Here is an 18,444-nt window from a genome sequence, read left to right as displayed (position 1 = left end):
GTTGGTCTGCGTCAAGGGGATGCCTCCAGACTTTCGAGCTCGGGTTTTCTGTCGTGGTCGCAGACTAGGCTGCTGGTGTGCCGAAGAGTGAAGTGACCCCCAGCCGCCCGTGCCTGCTGCTGCTCGACGGGCATTCCCTGGCTTACCGCGCGTTCTACGCGCTCAAGGACGCCAACCTGATGACCACCGACGGTCAGCACACCGAGGCGGTCTACGGGTTCACCTCGATGCTGACCAACATCCTGCGCGACGAGCGGCCCTCACACGTGGCGGTGGCCTTCGACCGCTCGGAGCCGACGTTCCGGCACGAGGAATACTCCGACTACAAGGCCAACCGGAGCGAGACGCCCGAAGACTTCCGCGGCCAGATGCAGCTGATCTACGAGCTGCTCGGCGTGCTGCGCATCCCGCACCTGTCCAAGGCGGGCTTCGAGGCCGACGACCTGATCGCCACGCTGGCCACGCGGGCCTCCGCCGAGGGCATGGACGTGCTGATCGTCACCGGCGACCGCGACGCGCTGCAGCTCGTCGACGAGCACGTCACGGTGCTGATGACCCGCCGCGGCATCAGCGACATGACGCGGTTCACCCCCGCGGCGGTCGAGGAGAAGTACGGCCTGACCCCCATGCAGTATCCCGACTTCGCCGCGTTGCGCGGCGACCCCAGCGACAACCTGCTCAGCATCCCCGGCGTCGGCGAGAAGACCGCCGCCAAGTGGGTGCGCGAGTTCGGCTCGCTGACCGCGCTGGTCGACCGGGTCGACGAGGTCAAGGGCAAGGTCGGCGACAAGCTGCGCGAGCACGTCGCCCAGGTGCTGATGAACCGCCGGCTCACCGAGCTGCTCCGTGACGTCTCCATCGACGTCGAGCTGGCCGAGCTCAAGCAGGGCAGCTGGGAGCGCGAGGAGATCAACAAGCTCTTCGACACCCTGCAGATCCGCGGCGAGCTGCGCGACCGGGTGTTCAAGACGCTCGGCACCGGCGAGCAGGAGCCCGAGCTGGGCTTCGAGGTCGAGACCGTCATCCTCGGGCCCGACCGCGTCGCCGGCTGGCTGGCCGCGCTGCCGGCCGGCCGCGCGGGCCTCGCCTTCAAGGGCGCCTACGGCAGCGGCACCGGGCGCATCGACGCCATCGCCATCGCCTCGCCCGACGGCACCGCGGCCCACATCGACCCCGTCAAGCTCACCGAGGCCGACGAGGCGGCGCTGCGGGCCTGGCTGGCCGACGAGTCCAGGCCCAAGGCCGTGCACGACGCCAAGGGCCCGATCCTCGCCCTGTGGGCGCAGGGCATGACCCTGAAGGGCCTGTCGTGCGACACCGCCCTGGCCGCCTATCTCGCGATGCCGGGCCAGCGCACGTTCACGCTGGAAGACCTGGCCAGGCGCTATCTCAACCGCGACCTGCGCGCCGAGCAGGAGTCCGACGGGCAGGCCGCGCTGTTCGGCGATGACGAGGACGCCCCGGCCAAGGACCTCGCGCTGCGGGCCCACGCCGCGCTCGAGCTGGCCGAGGCGCTGGAGGGTTTCCTAACCGGCCGCGGCGGCACCCAGCTGCTCACCGACGTCGAGCTGCCGCTGCTGGGCGTGCTGGCCGAGATGGAGCGCGCCGGCATCGCCGTCGACGGCGAATACTTCGCGGGCCTGGAGGCCGAGTTCGGCGCCGCGGTCAAGCACGCGGTGGAGGAGGCGCATCAGGCGGTCGGCGAGCAGTTCAACCTCGGCTCGCCCAAGCAGCTGCAGGAGATCCTGTTCGTCAGGCTGTCACTGCCGAAGACGAAGAAGATCAAGACGGGCTACAGCACCGACGCCGACCAGCTGGCCTGGCTCGCCACGCAGACCGAGCACGAGCTGCCCGTGATCATGCTGCGCCACCGCGACCAGACCAGGCTGCGCACCACGGTCGAGGGGCTGATCAAGGAGATCGCCGACGACGGGCGCGTCCACACGACCTTCAACCAGATCATCGCCGCGACCGGGCGGTTGTCGTCGGAGAAGCCCAACCTGCAGAACATCCCGATCCGCACCGCCGAGGGCCGCCGCATCCGGCAGGGCTTCGTGGTGGGCGAGGGCTACGAGACGCTGCTCACCGCCGACTACAGCCAGATCGAGCTGCGCATCATGGCCCACCTGTCGGGCGACGAGTCGCTGATCGAGGCGTTCGAGTCGGGCCACGACTTCCACCGTGCGACCGCGGCCAGGGTGTTCAACCTGCCACCCGAGCAGATCGACGGAGAGTTGCGCGCCCGCATCAAGGCGATGAACTACGGCCTCGCCTACGGGCTGTCCGACTTCGGCCTGTCCGGCCAGCTCAACATCCCGGTGGCCGAGGCGCGGGCGCTCAAGGAGGAATACTTCCAGGAGTTCGGCGGCGTCCGCGACTTCCTGCACGACATCGTCCGGCAGGCACGCTCCGACGGCTACACCGAGACCATCATGGGCCGCCGCCGCTACCTTCCCGACCTGACCAGCGACAACCGGCAGCGGCGCGAGATGGCCGAGCGGATGGCGCTCAACGCCCCCATCCAGGGCTCGGCGGCCGACATCATCAAGGTCGCCATGCTCAACATCCGGCAGGCCCTCGGCGAGGAGGGGCTCTCCTCCCGGATGCTGCTGCAGGTCCACGACGAGCTGGTGTTCGAGGTGGCGCCGGGCGAGCTCGACCCGCTCACGCGGCTCGTGCGCGACCAGATGAACGCCGCCTACCACCTGCGGGTGCCGCTCGAGGTCTCCGTCGGCGTCGGCCGCACCTGGGAGGACGCGGGCCACTGACGGCCGGCCCGGCCGGGCATTGGCAGGGCATTGGCAGGGCTTTGACAGGGCGCCCGGCAGGGCGCGGCGAGCTCGCCGCCGGTCCCCGACCGGCTCTGGACTACGCTGAAAGGCCGATCTCACCCGAAATGGCACGGGAGTTTTGTGCGGTTATCAGCGTCCCCCACGCGGGTCATCGGTCTCGCGAACGTCGTGGTGGTGGTTCTCGCGATCATCGGGTTGCTGGTGATCCCCTCCTCCGGGCAGCCCCCCGTCCGCAGGCAGGCCGTGGCCACGGCGCAGCCGTCGCCGTCGCGGGCGCCCTCGGACGACCGGCCGCCGGGCGTGGTGGCCACCCCCGAGTTCGCCAGGCAGGTCAAGGCCAACGAGGCCGGCCTGGTGCCGGTCCTGATGTACCACCGGATCCTGAAGAAGCGCCACGCCTCCATCGATCGCACGCCCGAGCAGTTCATGCGGGAGCTCGAACGGCTCGCCAAGCGCGGATACGCGCCGATCACCGCCAGGGAGTTCGTCACCGGCGACATCCGGGTGCCCGCGGGCAGGTTCCCCGTCGTGCTGACCTTCGACGACGGGCACGAGAGCCACTTCGGGCTCGACGCGAGCGGCAATCCCCGTCCCGACACGGCAGTCGGCATGATCCTCGACGTGGCCAGGAGATACCCGTCGTTCCGGCCGGTCGCCACGTTCTGGGTCAACCGCGAGCCGTTCGGGCTGCGTGACAAGCGGCAGCAGGCCGCGGCCGTGAGGTGGCTGACCGACCACGGGTTCGAGGTGGCCAACCACACCTGGTCGCACCCCAACCTGGCGGCGGTGCCGAAGAAGAGGGTCCGCGAGCAGATCGTCCGGCTCGAACGGCTGCTGCGCAAGCTCGGGGCCGGCCCGTCCACGACCATGGCCCTGCCGTACGGGATGCTGCCGCGGCCCAAGAAGCTGGCGCGCGGCGGCACGTGGGACGGCACGACCTACGACTTCTCCGGCGTCTTCCTGGCCGGAGCCGAGCCGTCTGTTTCGCCCTACGCGAAAAAATTCGACCGCGGCGCGATCCAGCGAATCCAGAGCAATGGCAAAAAGGGCGAATGCCGCAAGTGGTGTTCGCAGTTCTGGCTCGAGTGGCTCGACCGGCATCCCGGTGAGCGCTACGTATCCGACGGGGATCCGGATCGGATCTCCGTGCCGCGGAAACTTCGCGGTAATATCGACCCCAAGCGGAGGGGTCAGGTCATCACCTACTAAAGCGGGTGCGCTTGCGTGGCTTGGATTGACCCCCAGCCCAAGGTCTCATATGCTGATCGCTGCGCTGTGGGCTCGCGCGCGCCTCAGACGGAGCGGGCTCGCGCTCGGTCACGTCGATGTCGTAACTCCTCGGCTTGATGCGGAAGAGGGCCTGCCGCGCGTCCGCCACATCGACATCCTGTCCGCGTTCGGAGCAATTCCACACATGACGTCCAGCACTGAGGCAACCTCGAGCACCCCGCAGGTAGCGGTCAACGACATCGGGTCCGAGGAAGCCTTCCTCGCAGCGATCGACGAGACCATCAAGTACTTCAACGACGGCGACATCGTCGAGGGCACCGTCGTCAAGGTCGATCGAGACGAGGTCCTTCTCGATATCGGCTACAAGACCGAGGGGGTCATCCCCTCGCGTGAGCTGTCGATCAAGCACGATGTCGATCCCGCTGACGTCGTGGAGGTCGGCGAGCACGTCGAAGCCCTGGTTCTCCAGAAGGAGGACAAGGAGGGCCGGCTGATCCTGTCCAAGAAGCGCGCTCAGTACGAGCGCGCCTGGGGCACGATCGAGAAGATCAAGGACGAGGACGGCATCGTCACCGGCACCGTCATCGAGGTCGTCAAGGGTGGGCTCATCCTCGACATCGGCCTCCGTGGCTTCCTCCCGGCGTCCCTGGTCGAGATGCGCCGCGTCCGCGACCTGCAGCCCTACGTCGGCCGCGAGCTCGAGGCGAAGATCATCGAGCTCGACAAGAACCGCAACAACGTGGTCCTGTCGCGCCGCGCCTGGCTCGAGCAGACGCAGTCCGAGGTTCGCCAGACGTTCCTCAACACCCTGCAGAAGGGTCAGGTCCGCAAGGGCGTCGTCTCCTCGATCGTCAACTTCGGCGCGTTCGTGGACCTCGGCGGCGTCGACGGCCTGGTCCACGTGTCCGAGCTGTCCTGGAAGCACATCGACCACCCGTCCGAGGTCGTCGAAGTCGGCCAGGAGGTCACGGTCGAGGTCCTCGACGTCGACATGGAGCGCGAGCGCGTCTCCCTGTCGCTCAAGGCCACCCAGGAAGACCCGTGGCAGCAGTTCGCCCGCACCCACCAGATCGGCCAGGTCGTGCCGGGCCGCGTCACCAAGCTGGTGCCGTTCGGCGCGTTCGTCCGGGTCGAGGAGGGCATCGAGGGCCTGGTCCACATCTCCGAGCTGGCCGAGCGCCACGTGGAGATCCCGGAGCAGGTCGTCCAGGTCGGCGACGAGATCTTCGTCAAGATCATCGACATCGACCTCGACCGCCGTCGCATCAGCCTGTCGCTGAAGCAGGCCAACGAGGGTGTCGGCACCGAGGTCGAGTTCGACCCCACGCTCTACGGCATGGCGGCGACCTACGACGACCAGGGTAACTACATCTACCCGGAGGGCTTCGACCCGGAGACCGGGGAGTGGCTCGAGGGCTTCGACAAGCAGCGCGAGGAGTGGGAGCGGCAGTACGCCGAGGCCCAGACCCGCTTCGAGGCTCACAAGAAGCAGATCGAGGAGGCCCGCAAGGCCGAGGCGGAGGCCGGCGAGGCCGCTCCCTCGACCTACTCCGGCGAGACGCAGCCTCAGTCGAGCAGCTCCTCCTCGTCCGCTCCGGCCAGCGGCGCTCTCGCCTCCGACGAGGCTCTCGCGGCTCTGCGCGAGAAGCTCGCGGGCGGTCAGAGCTAAGGGATAGGCAGTCCGGAAAGGCCCCGCACGGGATCGATCGTGCGGGGCCTTTCCGCGTCTGCACGGCGCACAGGGAGGGACCCTGGCTGGCCGGCCCCGGCACTGAAGTGCTGGCCGGCCCCGGCACTGAAGTAGGGTGCTGCGGGTGGACATCGAGCGGGCGCTGGCCGCCGACGCGGGCGAGATCCTCACCGTCCAGCGGGCGGCCTACGTGAGCGAGGCGCAGCTCTACGGCGATCCGTTCATCCCGCCGCTGGTGGAGTCCGTGGAGCAGGTCCGCAAGGCCGTCGAGAGCGGGATCGTGCTCAAGGCCGTCGACGCCGGCCGGATCGTCGGCGCCGTGCGCGGCCGGCTGTCCGGCACCACCTGCCTGGTCGGACGGCTGGTGGTCGCACCCGACCGGCAGGGCCGGGGGCTCGGCACGGCGCTGCTCGGCGCGCTGCACGAGCAGGTGCCGGAGGCGGGCGCGTTCGACCTGTTCACGGGGCACCTGTCCGGCGGAAACCTGCGGCTCTACCGGCGCCTCGGCTACCGTGAGACGCATCGCGAACGGATGGACGACCACCTGACGCTCGTCCACCTGCGCAGGCAGCCGCTCCCCGGGATGCCGCCCCGCGCCCCGCGCGGCTAGGCTTGCCGGGTGCTGATGATTGGTCTCACCGGCGGCATCGGGTCGGGCAAGAGCGAGGTCTCCCAACGGCTCGCGGCCAGGGGCGCCGTCGTGATCGACGCCGACAGGATCGCCCGCGAGGTGGTGGAGCCCGGCACGCCGGGGCTGGCCCGGGTGGTGGAGGTCTTCGGCGACGAGGTGCTGCGGCCCGACGGCTCGCTCAACAGGGAGAAGCTCGGCACCATCGTCTTCGCCGACCCCGGCAAGCTCGCCGCGCTCAACGCCATCGTCCATCCGCTGGTGGGGGAGCGGGTCGCCGAGTCGCAGGCGAAGGCGGCCGACGACGCGATCGTCGTCTACGACGTGCCCCTGCTGGCGGAGAACGGCCTGGCCCCCATGTACGACGTGGTCATCGTCGTCGACGCCTCCGACGAGATTCGCCTGGCTCGCCTGGCCGAGCACCGCGGCATGGCGGAGCACGACGCCAAGGCCCGCATCGCCGCCCAGGCCAGCCGCGAAGACCGCCTCAAGATCGCTCACATCGTCATCGACAACGACGGCTCGCTGGACGCGCTCGACGCCAGGGTCGACGAGGTCTGGCACGACCTGCAGAGCCGCGCCGCCCGAGGCTGACCGGCGTCCCTGGCACAGGAGGGCGTCACGGCGTCATTCCACGCCCTCGCGGCCGGCGCGATCACCCTTCCCGCGGGCTCACGGGCTCACGGGCTCACGGGCCCACTGGCTGGAGGTGTGGCTGGGGGAGCTGCACGCGTTGCCCGGCAGGCGGGCGCGCACACGTTTCGCGGCCCAGCTGCTCCGGGGAATGCCCGGGATGGTCGCGGCCCTGCGGTGGCCGGCGGCGTTTCGGCAGCCTGGGGATAGGATCGTCGCAGGTCCATCCGTACGCGACGCCCGTAGGTGATGTACAGGTGACATCGATAGGTGACGCCCGTACGTGACATCCGTAGGTGACGTCTAGAGGCCGCACGTGATGACCGTACGTGACGTTCGTGCGATGAGCGGGGATGAGCGGGAGGGGGCGGGTTGAGGGCATGACCGATGAGCGGGCCGCCGGGCCGGGCGCCGGCGGGGAGCTGCGGGCCGACTGCGGGAGCTGCTTCGGGCTGTGCTGCGTGGCCCTGCCCTTCTCGGCCTCGGCCGACTTCGCGATCGACAAGGACGCCGGGCAGCCGTGCCGCAACCTGCGTGACGACTTCCGCTGCGGCATCCACCGGACCCTGCGGCAGGAGGGCTTCGCGGGCTGCACCGTCTACGACTGCTTCGGCGCGGGCCAGAAGGTCTCACAGGTCACCTTCGGCGGTCAGGACTGGCGGCGGGCCCCGGGCACGGCCCGGCAGATGTTCGAGGTGTTCCCGGTCATGCGGCAGCTTCACGAGCTGCTCTGGTATCTGACGCAGGCGCTGGCGCTGCCGCCGGCCCGCCCGGTCCACGACGAGCTCCGCCTCGCCCTCGACGAGACCGACCGTCTCACCCGCCGCGATCCCGGCGCGCTCGTGGAGCTGGACGTGGCGGCTCACCGGCGGCAGGTCAACACCTTGCTGCTGCGTACGAGCGAGCTGGTGCGCGCCGGAGCCCCGCGGCGCAAGGACAGGCGCGGGGCAGACCTCATCGGCGCCAAGCTCGGCGGCGCCGACCTCAGGGGGGCCGACCTGAGAGGCGCCTATCTCATCGGCGCCGACCTGCGGCGGGCCGACCTGAGGACGGCCGACCTCATCGGTGCCGACCTGCGGGGCGCCGACCTGGGCGGAGCCGACCTCACCGGGGCCATCTTCGTCACCCAGTCGCAGCTCGACGCGGCCAAGGGCGACGCCGCCACGAGAGTGCCCGCCGCCCTCACCCGCCCCGCGCACTGGCAGGCCCCGCGGCGCGGGCCCGGCCGCCGCAGATGATCAGAAGGGCGCGTCCAGCGCCACCTGGCGGACCCCCGGCAGGTGCGGATCCAGCTCACCCAGCTCGAACCTCGACATCCCGATGACGTGCCAGAACTGACCGGCCAGCTCCCCCTGCACCTTGTAGCGCCCGTCGGGCGACAGCGCGGCCCAGCCCTCCGGCAGCCCCAGCAGCGTCGCCCGGCGGGCCGAGCCCTCCCAGAGGATCACCATGCCGTCGTCTCCGGCGCTGGCCAGCAGATCGGACGTGGGACTGTAGGCCACCGACCAGACCCGCCGGGCGTGCCCGGCGAGCGTGTGGAGCGGTCGCCCGGTCGCGGAGTCCCACACCCGCACGGTCAGGTCGTCGCCGCCCGTGGCCAATCGGTCGCCCGTGGCGTTGAAGGCCACGCTCCACAACCGTCCGGTGTGCTGGGTGAGCGTGTGCCTGAGCAGCGGCTGCCACGGCTGGCCGGGACGCAGCTCCCACACCATGGCCCGGCCGTCGTTGCTCGCGCTGGCCAGAAGCCGGCCCGAGGGTGAGAACACCACCGAGTAGACCCGGTCGGTGTGGCCGTCGAGGGTCGCCACCCGGCCACCCGAATCGACGTGCCAGATGCGGACCAGCCGGTCGTCGCAGCCCGTCGCCAGGTAGCGGCCGTCGGGGCTGAAGGCGATCGAGCGGACCCGGCCGCGGTGGTCGGCCAGGTTGCTCACCAGGCGGCCCGTCGCGCGGTACCAGACGCGTACGCTGTCGTCGTCGTTGGCCGTGGCCAGCAGTGAGCCGTCGGGGCTGAACGCCTCGGCCCACACGTGTTCGGTCTCGGCGTTGAGCTCACGCTCGTAGTCGCCGGTGGTGGCGTTCCAGAAGTGCACGCCGCCGTCGTTGCTGGAGGTGGCGAGCACCGGCCCGGCGGGGGAGAAGAGGGCGGAGATGAGCCGGTCGGCCGTGCCGGTGAACTCGCGCAGCCGCCGCCCGGTGTGCGGCTCCCAGACGCGGACGACCCCGTCGTTGCCGCTGGTCGCCAGCATCGAGCCGTCGGCGCTGAACCGGACCGAGGAGATGCGCCGGCCGTGGCCACGCAGCAGGCGCTGGCACTGGCCGGTCACCGGGTCCCACAGCCGGACGGTGCCGTCGTTGCTGCTGGTGGCCAGCTGCTCCCCGTCGGGGCGGAACGCGAACGGCCAGACCGAGCTGCGGTGCCCGGTCAGCTCGACCCGGGTCGTGCCGCCCACCGCCTGGAGCCGGACGATGCCGTTGCGGTCGCCGCTGGCGAGTGTGCGGCCGTCGGGGCTGAACGTCACCTGGTAGATCGTCGCGTCGTGGGCGGTGTGCACGCCGTGGCCTCGGCCAGCGACCGGGTCCCAGAGCCGTACGGTCCCGGACGTGTCGCCGGTGGCCAGCAGCGAGCCGTCGGGGGAGAAGTTCACGCAGTAGATGCCGCCGGTGTGGCCGGTCAGCTCGTGGCGCCGGGTCCACGACGCGGTGTCCCACACGCGGACGGTTCCGGCCTCGTCGCCGGTGGCCAGCAGCGACCCGTCGGGGCTGTGCACGGTGCGGTAGACGGAGCCGCGATGCCCGTGGAGCGTGCCCGCCATCTCGCCCGAGGTGAGATCCCAGATCCGCACCACGCCCGCCGCGTCGCCCGTGACCAGCACGGAGTGGCCGAACGAGGCCGTGTAGACGGGTTCGTGGTGACCGGCCAGCTGGTGGACCTGCCGCCCGGTGGCCGTCTCCCAGAGGCGGACCACGCCGTCGCCGCCGCCCGCCGCCACCAGGTCGGCGCCGGGGCTGAGTCGTACGGGCCAGACGCCGTCGGGATGGCCGGACAGCCGGCGCAGCAGCTCGCCGGTGAGTGGGTCCCACAGCAGCACGCTCCCGTCGCTCGCGCCGGTGGCCAGCAGGCCGCCGGCGAACGAGACGGCGTAGACGCGGCCGTGGTGCCCCTGGAGGGTGCGCACGGGCGCCCCGCCGACGCAGAGCAGCACGTTGCCGTCCTCGCCGCCGATCGCGATCGTCGACCCGTCGGGGCTGTAGGCGATGGGCTCGGGCAGGCGGCTGGTCTGGAAGTGATATCCGTACGGCACGCCGATCCCGGCGGGAGCCAGCTGCGTCTCGACCGGCTGGCCGGGCACCACGGCCGCGCCCGGGAGCCGCGGTAGCGTGCCCGTCACGTTGATCAGCGTGGCCCGGTGCCAGCGGGCGCCCTCGGCCGACACGTCGCTCAGGTCGGTCCTCGCCAGCCGGGCCCCCGACAGGTCGGCGCCGCGCAGGTCGGCGCCGGTCAGCCGGGCCCCGTCGAGCCGCGCCCCCACCAGCTTGGCGTCGCGCAGCACCGCCCTGGACAGGTTGGTGCCGGCCAGCGTGGCGTCGGTCAGGTCGGCGCCGGTCAGGTCGACCTCCTGCAGGTCGCGCGCCGACAGGTCCTCGCCCTTGAGGTTGGCGCCGCGCAGGTCGGCCCGCGCGGGGGTGCGCAGCCTGGCCGCGATCTTGACGGCGTTGGCGCGGGCCATGTCGTCGCCCGGCGGATCCGCCACCCACGCCCGCAGCGCCCGCGGGTCGGCCAGGTCGCACAGGAACTCGACGGTCAGCGCCGACAGCGGCCGCCGCGACAGCGTAACCGGGGCGGCGATCGTCGCCGCGATGTGCCGGGCGATCAGCCACTCCATCACCGACGAGTGGATGAACCCGAACATGCCCTCGTCGGTGCGCACCAGCAGGCTGCCCGACCCCATCGCGTAGGCGGTGTGCGCGGCGGTCAGCTGTCCGCCGGCCAGATCGGTGAGCGTCTCGGCGATCTCGGTCAGCTCGTCGACGCCGAGCAGCGACTCGCCGGAGTCCCACAGGCGCAGCGCGAGCGCCGTCACCGCCCGCCACAGCTCCGCGGTGGTCAGTGCCGTGGCCGAGCCGGGCACCTTGGCCCGCCGCTCCTCGAAGGCCAGCCAGGAGCTGAGGATCTCTTCGTACAGCAGGGCCGGGCTGATCGTCTGGCGGGCCACGGCCACCGTGCGCAGCCGGTCGGCGTCGAGGTCGGCGATGAAGCTCAGCATGCGAGGGTTCTGCGCGAGGTCGAGCAGGTCCTTGATGCCCTCCATCAGCGACATGCGCGCCGTGGCCTCGTCGCCGTCGTCGAACCGGTTGGCCAGGTAGGAGCGGATCTGGTCGCGGGTGAAGTCCTCGACGGCCAGCACCCGCCGCTGCGGCAGCACCCCCACCATCTCGCCGAGCGAGGTGAGGACCTGGCTGTGCGACTTGAAGTGCTGGGTGCGGCTGGCGACCACGATCTTCGCCTTGTCCTCGGCCGCGGCCAGCAGGGTCGTCAGGTGGTCGGCGGCCCGGTCGTAGGTGAGCCGGGTGACGAGCTCGTCGAAGCCGTCGAACAGCAGCACGATCCGGCCCTGCCGCAGGAGGTAGCGGAACGCCTTGAGGTCGATGTACTCCTCGCCGTGGTTGGCCAGGTGGGCGGCCACGAGCGCGTCGACCGAATGCGCCTTGTCCAGGGCCCGCAGCTCGATCAGGATCGGCGTCAGGTGGGGCAGCTCGGCCGGGATGCGCCTGGCCAGCTCGCGCAGCGCGAACGTCTTGCCATGGCCGAAGTCGCCGAGCAGCAGCAGGAACCTGCCGTGGTCGGCCGCCAGCAGCCGCATCAGCTCGTCGGTGAGCCTGTGCTTGATCTGATGGCCGGGCCGGTCGAGCTCGCGGTAGCGCTGCGGCACGTACAGGCCGGGTGGGTAGCGCCGGTCGGCGCTGAGCCTCGCGGTCTGCTCGGCCACGTAGCCGGACAGGTCGAGCAGGCCCTGGAACTCGGTGAAGCTCCGCAGCCGCACGCCCCTGCGCATGAGGTCGTCGCGGAGCGGCCGGGCCGGGGGCGGGCCCTGGTAGACGAGCTCGGACGACAGGTCGGCGGCGTGCGCCCGGCGGACGAAGTCTTCGGCGGCGGTGGTGTCGAGCTCGCCCACGTGGGCGCCGATCATCGTCTGGCGGACGAAGCCGTCCTCGGGATGGGTGACCACGAGGTGGCCGGCGAAGCGGCGGATCCTGGCCCGCTCGTGCCGGGCCTCGCACACCTCGGTGATCCGGTCGAGCAGCAGCTCGACGGGGCTCGGCTCGCGCTCGGCGGGCTCCGGCCGGGGGGCAGGCACGGACGGCGCCTCGCCGGTGAACGTGGTCCGCGCGGCCCGCCAGCCGTGGGCGGCGCGTACCGGCTCGTGGTCGGGCGACCACGTCCGCAGCCCGTCGGGGGTGATCTCGATCACCTGGTGGCGGCCGGCTCGTGGCGCGGCGACCATGGCCCCGCCCGCCTCGCGGGGGCCGGTCACCGTGCCCGAGCCGTGGAACAGCAGGTTGAGCCGGTGCGACAGGAGGCGTTCGTAGGCCGGGGCGTCGCGCAGCGCGTCGGGCGGATGGCCGAGCGCGCCCAGCCGCAGCCACGCGCTCTCCTCGTACGGCCGCAGCCGCTCGGCGAACCACGCGGCCTGCGCCTCCCCGAGCAGCGCGAAGGCGTCGCGCTCCAGGTGGCTCATGGCCATCGTGGAGTTGAGCCCGGCCACCACCACCTTCAGGTCGGGCACCTCGAACAGGGTCCACGGCTGCCCGCCGTCGAACACCCGGTCGTCCAGCCCCTGGTAGACCTCGCCGAACAGCCCGGCGAAGTGGCGCCACTTGGGCCAGTAGGGCGGCTGCGGGCTGACGTCGTCGGCCTCGCAGGTGAGGAAGTAGGCGCTGGCCGCGGCCTTGGTCACGTCGCGCGGCCCCGGCACGATCACCAGGCGGTGCGGCTCCAGCCCGATGAGCAGCCGCAGGTCGGTGACGAACCGGGTGGCCTGGCCGAACTGCCCGAGGCTGCCCGACTCGGTCAGGTCGCCGCTGACGACCATGAGGTCGGGCCGCGGCATGCCCTTGTCGTACATGGCGGTCAGGTCGGCCCAGATGCGCGCCTGCATGTCCTCGGGGGTGAACGGCTCGCCGGGGTCGGGCAGCGCGCGGCCGAACCGGGGGCCGCCGATGTGCAGGACGCTGAGCGACTCGCGCCGCTGTGCCACCGCGGCCGACGGCGGGAACTTCGGCGCCGTGACCGGAGCGCGGCGGGAACGGGCGCGCTCGGCGGGCGGCGGCAGGGTCGGCGCGGGCAGCGGGACGCCGGGGCCGGTGGGGAAGGCGGGCGGCGCCTCGGGCTTGGCCCGGCCCGCCATGGCCTCTCTGACGCGGCCCAGCAGCAGTGCCCTGGCCTGCCCGGAGTCGGTGATGCCGAGCAGGTCGACCCAGGTGATCGTGGACAGCAGCCCTTCGAGCCGGACGTCCTCCAGCCTGATCGTCACCAGTTTGTTCGACGGGTTGCCGGGGTCGGCGCGCAGCGCGGCCTGCCACTCCAGCCGGCCGTAGCGCGAGGTCAGGTAGTTGCGCGAGAGCACCGCCACGACCAGCTGGGCCTCGCTGACGCCGCGGTCCATGAAGTCGATGAAGTTGGTGCCGGGCACGAAGTCCCACGCCTGGATCATGGTCTTGTAACCCGCGGCCTCGAGCTCCCATGCGATCCACGTCGCCCATGCCGTGTCGGCGGGGGAGTAGCTGACGAAGATCTCGGTCGGCCTGCCCTCACGTGCCATCTGCTCAGTATCCCTCGCGGGATCGGCGTTTTGGAGTCGATGTGCGATCATCATCGGGTGTGGCGGCGTCTTGACGTGCTCGACTGGATCAGGATCGGGCTGCTCACGCTCGGTCTGATCTTCGTGGCGACCGGGCTGCTTCCCCTGCAGGACGCGGTCGAGAGCCTGGACGAGATCGGGCCGCTGCTGGTGTTCCTGGTGGGCGTCATCGTGCTGGCGGAGCTGACCAAGGAGGCCCAGGTCTTCGACGCCATCGCGGCCAGGATGGCGGTGCTCGGCCGCGGCAACTACTTCGCCCTGTTCGTCTTGTGTACGGCCTTCGCATCATTTGTCACGATATTTCTTAACCTCGATACGACTGCAGTGTTGCTCACCCCGGTCATGCTGGCCCTCGCGCCCAAGGCCCGCATCGCCGCCCTGCCGCTGGCCATGACCACGATCTGGCTGGCCAACACCGCCAGCCTGCTGCTGCCGGTCTCCAACCTGACCAACCTCCTGGGCATGGAGAAGATCGGCCTCGACGCCCAGGGGTTCGCCGCGCGCATGTGGGCGCCGCAGATCGTCGCGATCGCGGTCACCATGGCCTTCCTGTGGACGTTCTACTGGCGGCGCGGCGAGCGTCGCGACCTGCGCTACACCCCGCCGCTGCTGGAGCCGGTCGGCGACCGGGCGCTGTTCGCCGCCGCCTCGGCCGCGTGCGCCCTGTTCATCGGCCTGCTGCTGCTCAACGTGCACGTCGCGGTCGCGGCGCCGGCGTCCGCCCTGATCATCGTGGTGGCGTTCGCCGTGCGCGCCCGCGAGCGGCTCACCTGGGCCCTGGTCCCCTGGCAGCTGCTCATCTTCGTGACGGGCCTGTTCCTGGTGGTGCCGACCCTCAGCAGGTACGGCCTGGCCGACCTGATGGGCTGGATGCTCGGCGCCGAGCGCGACCCCTACCGGACCGCCGCCGTCGGGGCCGGGCTGTCCAACCTCATCAACAACCTGCCCGCCTACAAGGCCGTCGAGGCGGTCATCCCGTCCGGCGAGCAGGGGCAGCTGCTCGCCCTGCTCACCGGCACCAACGTCGGGCCGGTCGTCACGCCCTGGGCCTCGCTGGCCACGCTCCTGTGGTTCGAGTCGTGCGGCCGCCACGGCGTCAAGGTGCCGATGCGCCGCTTCCTGCTGACCGGTGCCGGCCTGGCCGTCGTCGGCGTGCTGGCCACCGCCTGGGCCCTCGTCGTGACGACCTGAGCGGCTCAGCGGATCAGCGCGAGCAGGCCGGGCAGAGCGTGCGGGTGGGCCGCGACGAAGCTGCGGTCATCGGCGGTGCCGTCGATGCTCTCCTCGAACGGCCCGCCGTCCAGGGCGCGGATCTCGATGCCCGCCTCCTGCGCGATGAGCGCCCCCGCGGGCAGGTCGACCGCCTCGGCCCGGTAGCCGACCATGCCGTCGATGTCGCCCCTGGCCAGCATCGCCCACGACAGCAGCGGCGCCCACAGCTGCAGGACGCGCCGCGCGCTCAGCTCCAGCGCCGCCTTCAGCGATCGTACGGTCGCGTCGCTCCTGGACACGGTGTAGCCCTGAGTCCACGCCAGCAGCGGCCCGTGCCGTGACGGACGGTGGGACGCGATCAGCCGGCGCCCCGAGGAGGTGACGGCGCCACGGCCGCGGATCGCCGACCAGGTCTGGGCGGTGACCGGGTCGTGCACCACGCCCAGCTGGGGACGGCCGCCACGGCACAGGGCCAGGCCGACGACGTAGGCGGGCAGGCCGATCGCCACGTTGTTGGTGCCGTCGAGCGGATCCACCAGCCACGTCCACTCCCCGCCCGACGCGCCCAGCAGGCCGGACTCCTCGGCGATGACCGCGTGCGAGGGGAAGGCCGTCAGGATGCGCTCCAGCAGCAGCTTCTCCGAGGCCAGGTCCAGGTCGGTCACCACGTCGCCGGAGCCGCCCTTGGGCCGCACCCCGATGGCGCCGCCCGTGCCGGCCAGGAGCAGGGCGCCCGCGGCCTGCGCGGCGTCAACGGCGACCGCGCGAGCGTGATCCAGATCCATCGTGGCACCCTTCAGGTCAGGTGGGCGGCGATCAGGCTGACGGCGAGCGCCGTCTCCTTGGCGTCGAGCGGCTCCCTGGCCACGTGGTGGCCACCCGCGCCGAGCGGGCCGAGCGACAGGTCGCGGCTGCCCAGGCGCCCCCTGCCGAGCGCGATGGTGGCCGCCTCACCGCCCTCCGGCACCACACTGCTGTGGAACCGGTCCGCGGGCAGCGTATAGCTGTCACCCGCGCCGAACACCTCGACGCGGCCGGTCGCGTGTCGCACGGTGCGGCGGGTGGGTGAGATGTGGTCGCCGTCGGCCGCGCTGACCACCTCGAACACGCGGTGCGTCGCGTCGTGCGCGGCGTCGGTGACCACGGCCAGCACGTTGCGCATCTGGCCGTAGAGCACGTGGCTGAACAGGTCCCAGCTGTGGCAGTGGATCTGCGAGGTGGTGCTGCGCGCGTGGGCGAGCGTGCCCGACCACAGGTGCAGGCAGACCCCGTCGCCGCCGTCGCGTTCGAGCGGCATGCAGACGAACCCGAGCGGGTGGCGCACGGCCGTGACGTCGCCCCCGGAGATCGCCCGCAGCGCCCACGACCTGGCCCGCCCCTCGGCGACCTGCTGATAGACGCCCTGGTAACTCATGACCTGTACGGATTGACGGCCCGCAAGGCCTTGCGGGCGATATCGACGACGTCGTGCTCGTTGTAGGCCCTGGGCAGCGGCACCCCGACCTTCTCGAACAACTCCTGCACCTCTTCGACCGTCGGCTCGTCGCTCAGCGGCACCCGCTTGTACATCTCCAGCGGCACCCGGCGCGCCTGCTCGAAGCTGAGCCGTAACTCGGTGTCGCAGTTTTCGTAGAAGAACGTGCCGGCCAGCGCCGTCATCGCCCGGTTGGGGTCTTCGACCGTCATGATCAGGCGGGTGGCCGACAGGTCCCAGCGGAACGTGGTCATCGTCGCCGACAGCCCCACCCCGATGTCGAGCAGCCCATAGCGCTGGCGGTGCCAGAACGCGGCCAGGATCGTGGCGAACGACTCCTTCCGGACCCTGTCAGTGGTCCACGTCTCGCCGGTGCCGTCGGGGACGTCGGACAGCGAGCGCCGGTAGTGGGCGTACGTCTCGCACACCTCGGCGTTGGACGGGTCGATCACCTCGATCCTGACCGTCAGGTGGCGCTTGACCCTGCGCGCGGCGGCGGCGCACTCGGGCAGGGTGACGGCCCGCAGGTAGGTGCCGGTGCCGCCCTTGAAACTCCACCGCGTGGTGTCCTTGCGGGCCTCGGCGTGCGCCTGGGCGATCTCCTGGCGGCTGCCCAGCACGCGGACCAGCTGGAGCGAGTCGAGCGCCTTGCGGGTGCCGGCCACCAGGGTGTCGATCTCGTCGAGGCGCCGCAGCCGCACCGGCAGGTCGGCGAGCGCGCCCGAGGTGATCGTCGCCTCGACGGGGGCCTGGCGGGCGCGGTCGCGCAGCAGCGCGGTGGCCACGAGCGCCAGGATCACCAGGGTGGCCGCGCTGACGAGCTGGCGCTGCACGTCGACGCCTTCGGGCCCGAAGATGTCCTCGGGCATGATGCCGAGCACGCCCACCACGATGGCCAGGCCGAGGGCGATCGCGCCGTCGGCGTTCTGGGCCGCCCACGGGGCGATCCTGCGCAACGCCGCCATGAACCGTGCCATCGTTCGCCCCGCATCCCGACGATCAGTCAGTCCCCACGTCATGGTAACGAGCGCGCCATGCGATCACCAGCGCACGCAGGGATACGGCCGCCGACCCCCGGACGGGATCGGCGGCCGTGACGATCGACCCGGAACTCCTTCCCGCCGGCCCGCGCCGGCCGGGCAGGTCAGAACCAGCCGCGGCGGCGCGCCATCTGCTCCAGGGCGCGCTGCAGCGCCTCGTCGGCCGAGCCGGGGTGGGCGTCGTAGCGGACCGTGAAGCGGTTGAGGGCGTCGTGGCCGGAGGTCAGGAAGCCACCCCGCTTGTCGGCCTCGAGGATGACGTCCATCTGCCGCGGCCCGGCGATGAACGTCAGCTCCAGCTCGTTGAAGTGGCGCCGCCACTGGCCGCCCGCGTAGTACTCGATCTCCTGGAAGAACGGCATCGTGGAGCCGTACAGCGTGCCCCGCTCCAGGTCGGCCTTCTTGAAGTGGAAGCCGAGCCGGTCGAGCGCGCCGAGGACGTGCTCCTGCGCCGGCAGCGGGCTGACGAACAGCGGGTCGAGATCGCCCTTGTCCAGCGCGCCGGCCAGCGCCAGCTCGGTCTGGACGCCCAGCCGCATGCCGCGCAGCGGCTGCCCGCCGATGGCGCTGATCGGCGTCTCCCACGGGATCGTGATCTCGAACGGCTGGCTGTGCTGCGCGCCCGCGGTCAGCTGGAACGTCCCCGCCACCTGCTGGCGCAGGAAGCTGTAGGACGTCTTGTACTCGTGGTCGCCCTGTTCGATCTCGACCACGGCGGTCAGGTCGAGGTAGATGCCCTCGACCTTGTAGTCGGAGCCGCCGCCGCGGAAGTTGACCATGCCGCGCAGCGGATCACCGGGGCGTACGCCGGTGCCGGTCAGCACAGTGTCTACTTCGACGCCCGCGCCGAACGCGGCCATCAGCTTGCGGAACACCATGGGA

The 18,444-nt window shown here is 71.4% G+C and carries 12 protein-coding genes; 7 read left to right on the top strand and 5 right to left on the bottom strand.

Annotated elements, in window-relative coordinates:
* Positions 1-77 precede the first annotated feature (77 nt).
* The 6 genes from polA (at position 78) to AB0C16_RS23450 (ending at position 8,211) form a co-directional block, all read left to right on the top strand.
* A complete protein-coding gene (gene polA / locus AB0C16_RS23475; RefSeq protein WP_357686022.1) occupies positions 78-2,768 on the top strand; it encodes a DNA polymerase I in 2,691 nt (896 codons plus the stop codon).
* A 198-nt stretch (positions 2,769-2,966) separates the two neighbouring features.
* On the top strand, positions 2,967-4,001 hold the full coding sequence (locus tag AB0C16_RS23470; protein ID WP_357686021.1) for a polysaccharide deacetylase family protein: 1,035 nt from the start codon (positions 2,967-2,969) through the stop codon (positions 3,999-4,001).
* Between the two features lie 205 nt (positions 4,002-4,206).
* Entirely contained in the window at positions 4,207-5,691 is a 1,485-nt protein-coding gene (gene rpsA / locus AB0C16_RS23465) for a 30S ribosomal protein S1 (RefSeq protein WP_357686020.1), read from the top strand.
* 139 nt (positions 5,692-5,830) lie between these two features.
* Positions 5,831-6,322 (top strand): GNAT family N-acetyltransferase, encoded by a 492-nt coding sequence (locus AB0C16_RS23460; RefSeq protein WP_357686046.1) that lies wholly within the window; start codon positions 5,831-5,833, stop codon positions 6,320-6,322.
* Between the two features lie 9 nt (positions 6,323-6,331).
* Positions 6,332-6,934 (top strand): dephospho-CoA kinase, encoded by a 603-nt coding sequence (gene coaE / locus AB0C16_RS23455; protein ID WP_357686019.1) that lies wholly within the window; start codon positions 6,332-6,334, stop codon positions 6,932-6,934.
* Positions 6,935-7,353: 419 nt separating this feature from the next.
* Positions 7,354-8,211, top strand: a complete 858-nt coding sequence (locus AB0C16_RS23450) for a pentapeptide repeat-containing protein (RefSeq protein ID WP_357686018.1) — start codon at positions 7,354-7,356, stop codon at positions 8,209-8,211.
* Here AB0C16_RS23450 and AB0C16_RS23445 read toward each other — a convergent pair whose 3' ends face one another.
* The gene (locus AB0C16_RS23445; protein WP_357686017.1) at positions 8,212-13,797 is read right to left on the bottom strand and encodes a TIR domain-containing protein; all 5,586 of its coding nucleotides are present in this window, start codon (positions 13,795-13,797) and stop codon (positions 8,212-8,214) included.
* 57 nt (positions 13,798-13,854) lie between these two features.
* Here AB0C16_RS23445 and AB0C16_RS23440 point away from each other — a divergent pair, with 57 nt between their 5' ends.
* Complete coding sequence (locus AB0C16_RS23440; RefSeq protein ID WP_357686016.1) at positions 13,855-15,027, top strand: SLC13 family permease; 1,173 nt, start codon at positions 13,855-13,857, stop codon at positions 15,025-15,027.
* A gap of 5 nt (positions 15,028-15,032) precedes the next feature.
* Here the strand turns inward: AB0C16_RS23440 and AB0C16_RS23435 are convergent, their stop codons facing one another.
* From AB0C16_RS23435 to AB0C16_RS23420, 4 genes are all read right to left on the bottom strand, one after another.
* On the bottom strand, positions 15,033-15,833 hold the full coding sequence (locus AB0C16_RS23435; RefSeq protein ID WP_357686015.1) for an inositol monophosphatase family protein: 801 nt from the start codon (positions 15,831-15,833) through the stop codon (positions 15,033-15,035).
* Between the two features lie 11 nt (positions 15,834-15,844).
* Positions 15,845-16,462, bottom strand: coding sequence for a hypothetical protein (locus AB0C16_RS23430; RefSeq protein ID WP_357686014.1), 618 nt, complete (start codon positions 16,460-16,462; stop codon positions 15,845-15,847).
* Positions 16,459-17,499, bottom strand: coding sequence for a hypothetical protein (locus AB0C16_RS23425; protein WP_357686013.1), 1,041 nt, complete (start codon positions 17,497-17,499; stop codon positions 16,459-16,461). The genes AB0C16_RS23430 and AB0C16_RS23425 overlap by 4 nt, the downstream gene beginning before the upstream one ends.
* 167 nt (positions 17,500-17,666) lie before the next feature.
* The gene (locus tag AB0C16_RS23420; RefSeq protein WP_357686012.1) at positions 17,667-18,440 is read right to left on the bottom strand and encodes a sporulation protein; all 774 of its coding nucleotides are present in this window, start codon (positions 18,438-18,440) and stop codon (positions 17,667-17,669) included.
* Positions 18,441-18,444 lie beyond the last annotated feature (4 nt).

This window comes from Nonomuraea sp. NPDC048916, from assembly GCF_040649575.1.
GTDB lineage: Bacteria > Actinomycetota > Actinomycetes > Streptosporangiales > Streptosporangiaceae > Nonomuraea.
Note: the sequence above shows the minus strand (reverse complement) of the source record. Positions and strands in the feature narration are given on the sequence as shown.

Coding starts and splice junctions, on each gene's coding strand:
- rpsA (WP_357686020.1), top strand. CDS start 4,207: ATGACGTCCAGCACTGAGGCAACCTCGAGCACCCCGCAGGTAGCGGTC.
- AB0C16_RS23450 (WP_357686018.1), top strand. CDS start 7,354: ATGACCGATGAGCGGGCCGCCGGGCCGGGCGCCGGCGGGGAGCTGCGG.
- AB0C16_RS23445 (WP_357686017.1), bottom strand. CDS start 13,797: ATGGCACGTGAGGGCAGGCCGACCGAGATCTTCGTCAGCTACTCCCCC.
- AB0C16_RS23435 (WP_357686015.1), bottom strand. CDS start 15,833: ATGGATCTGGATCACGCTCGCGCGGTCGCCGTTGACGCCGCGCAGGCC.
- AB0C16_RS23430 (WP_357686014.1), bottom strand. CDS start 16,462: ATGAGTTACCAGGGCGTCTATCAGCAGGTCGCCGAGGGGCGGGCCAGG.
- AB0C16_RS23425 (WP_357686013.1), bottom strand. CDS start 17,499: ATGGCACGGTTCATGGCGGCGTTGCGCAGGATCGCCCCGTGGGCGGCC.
- AB0C16_RS23420 (WP_357686012.1), bottom strand. CDS start 18,440: ATGGTGTTCCGCAAGCTGATGGCCGCGTTCGGCGCGGGCGTCGAAGTA.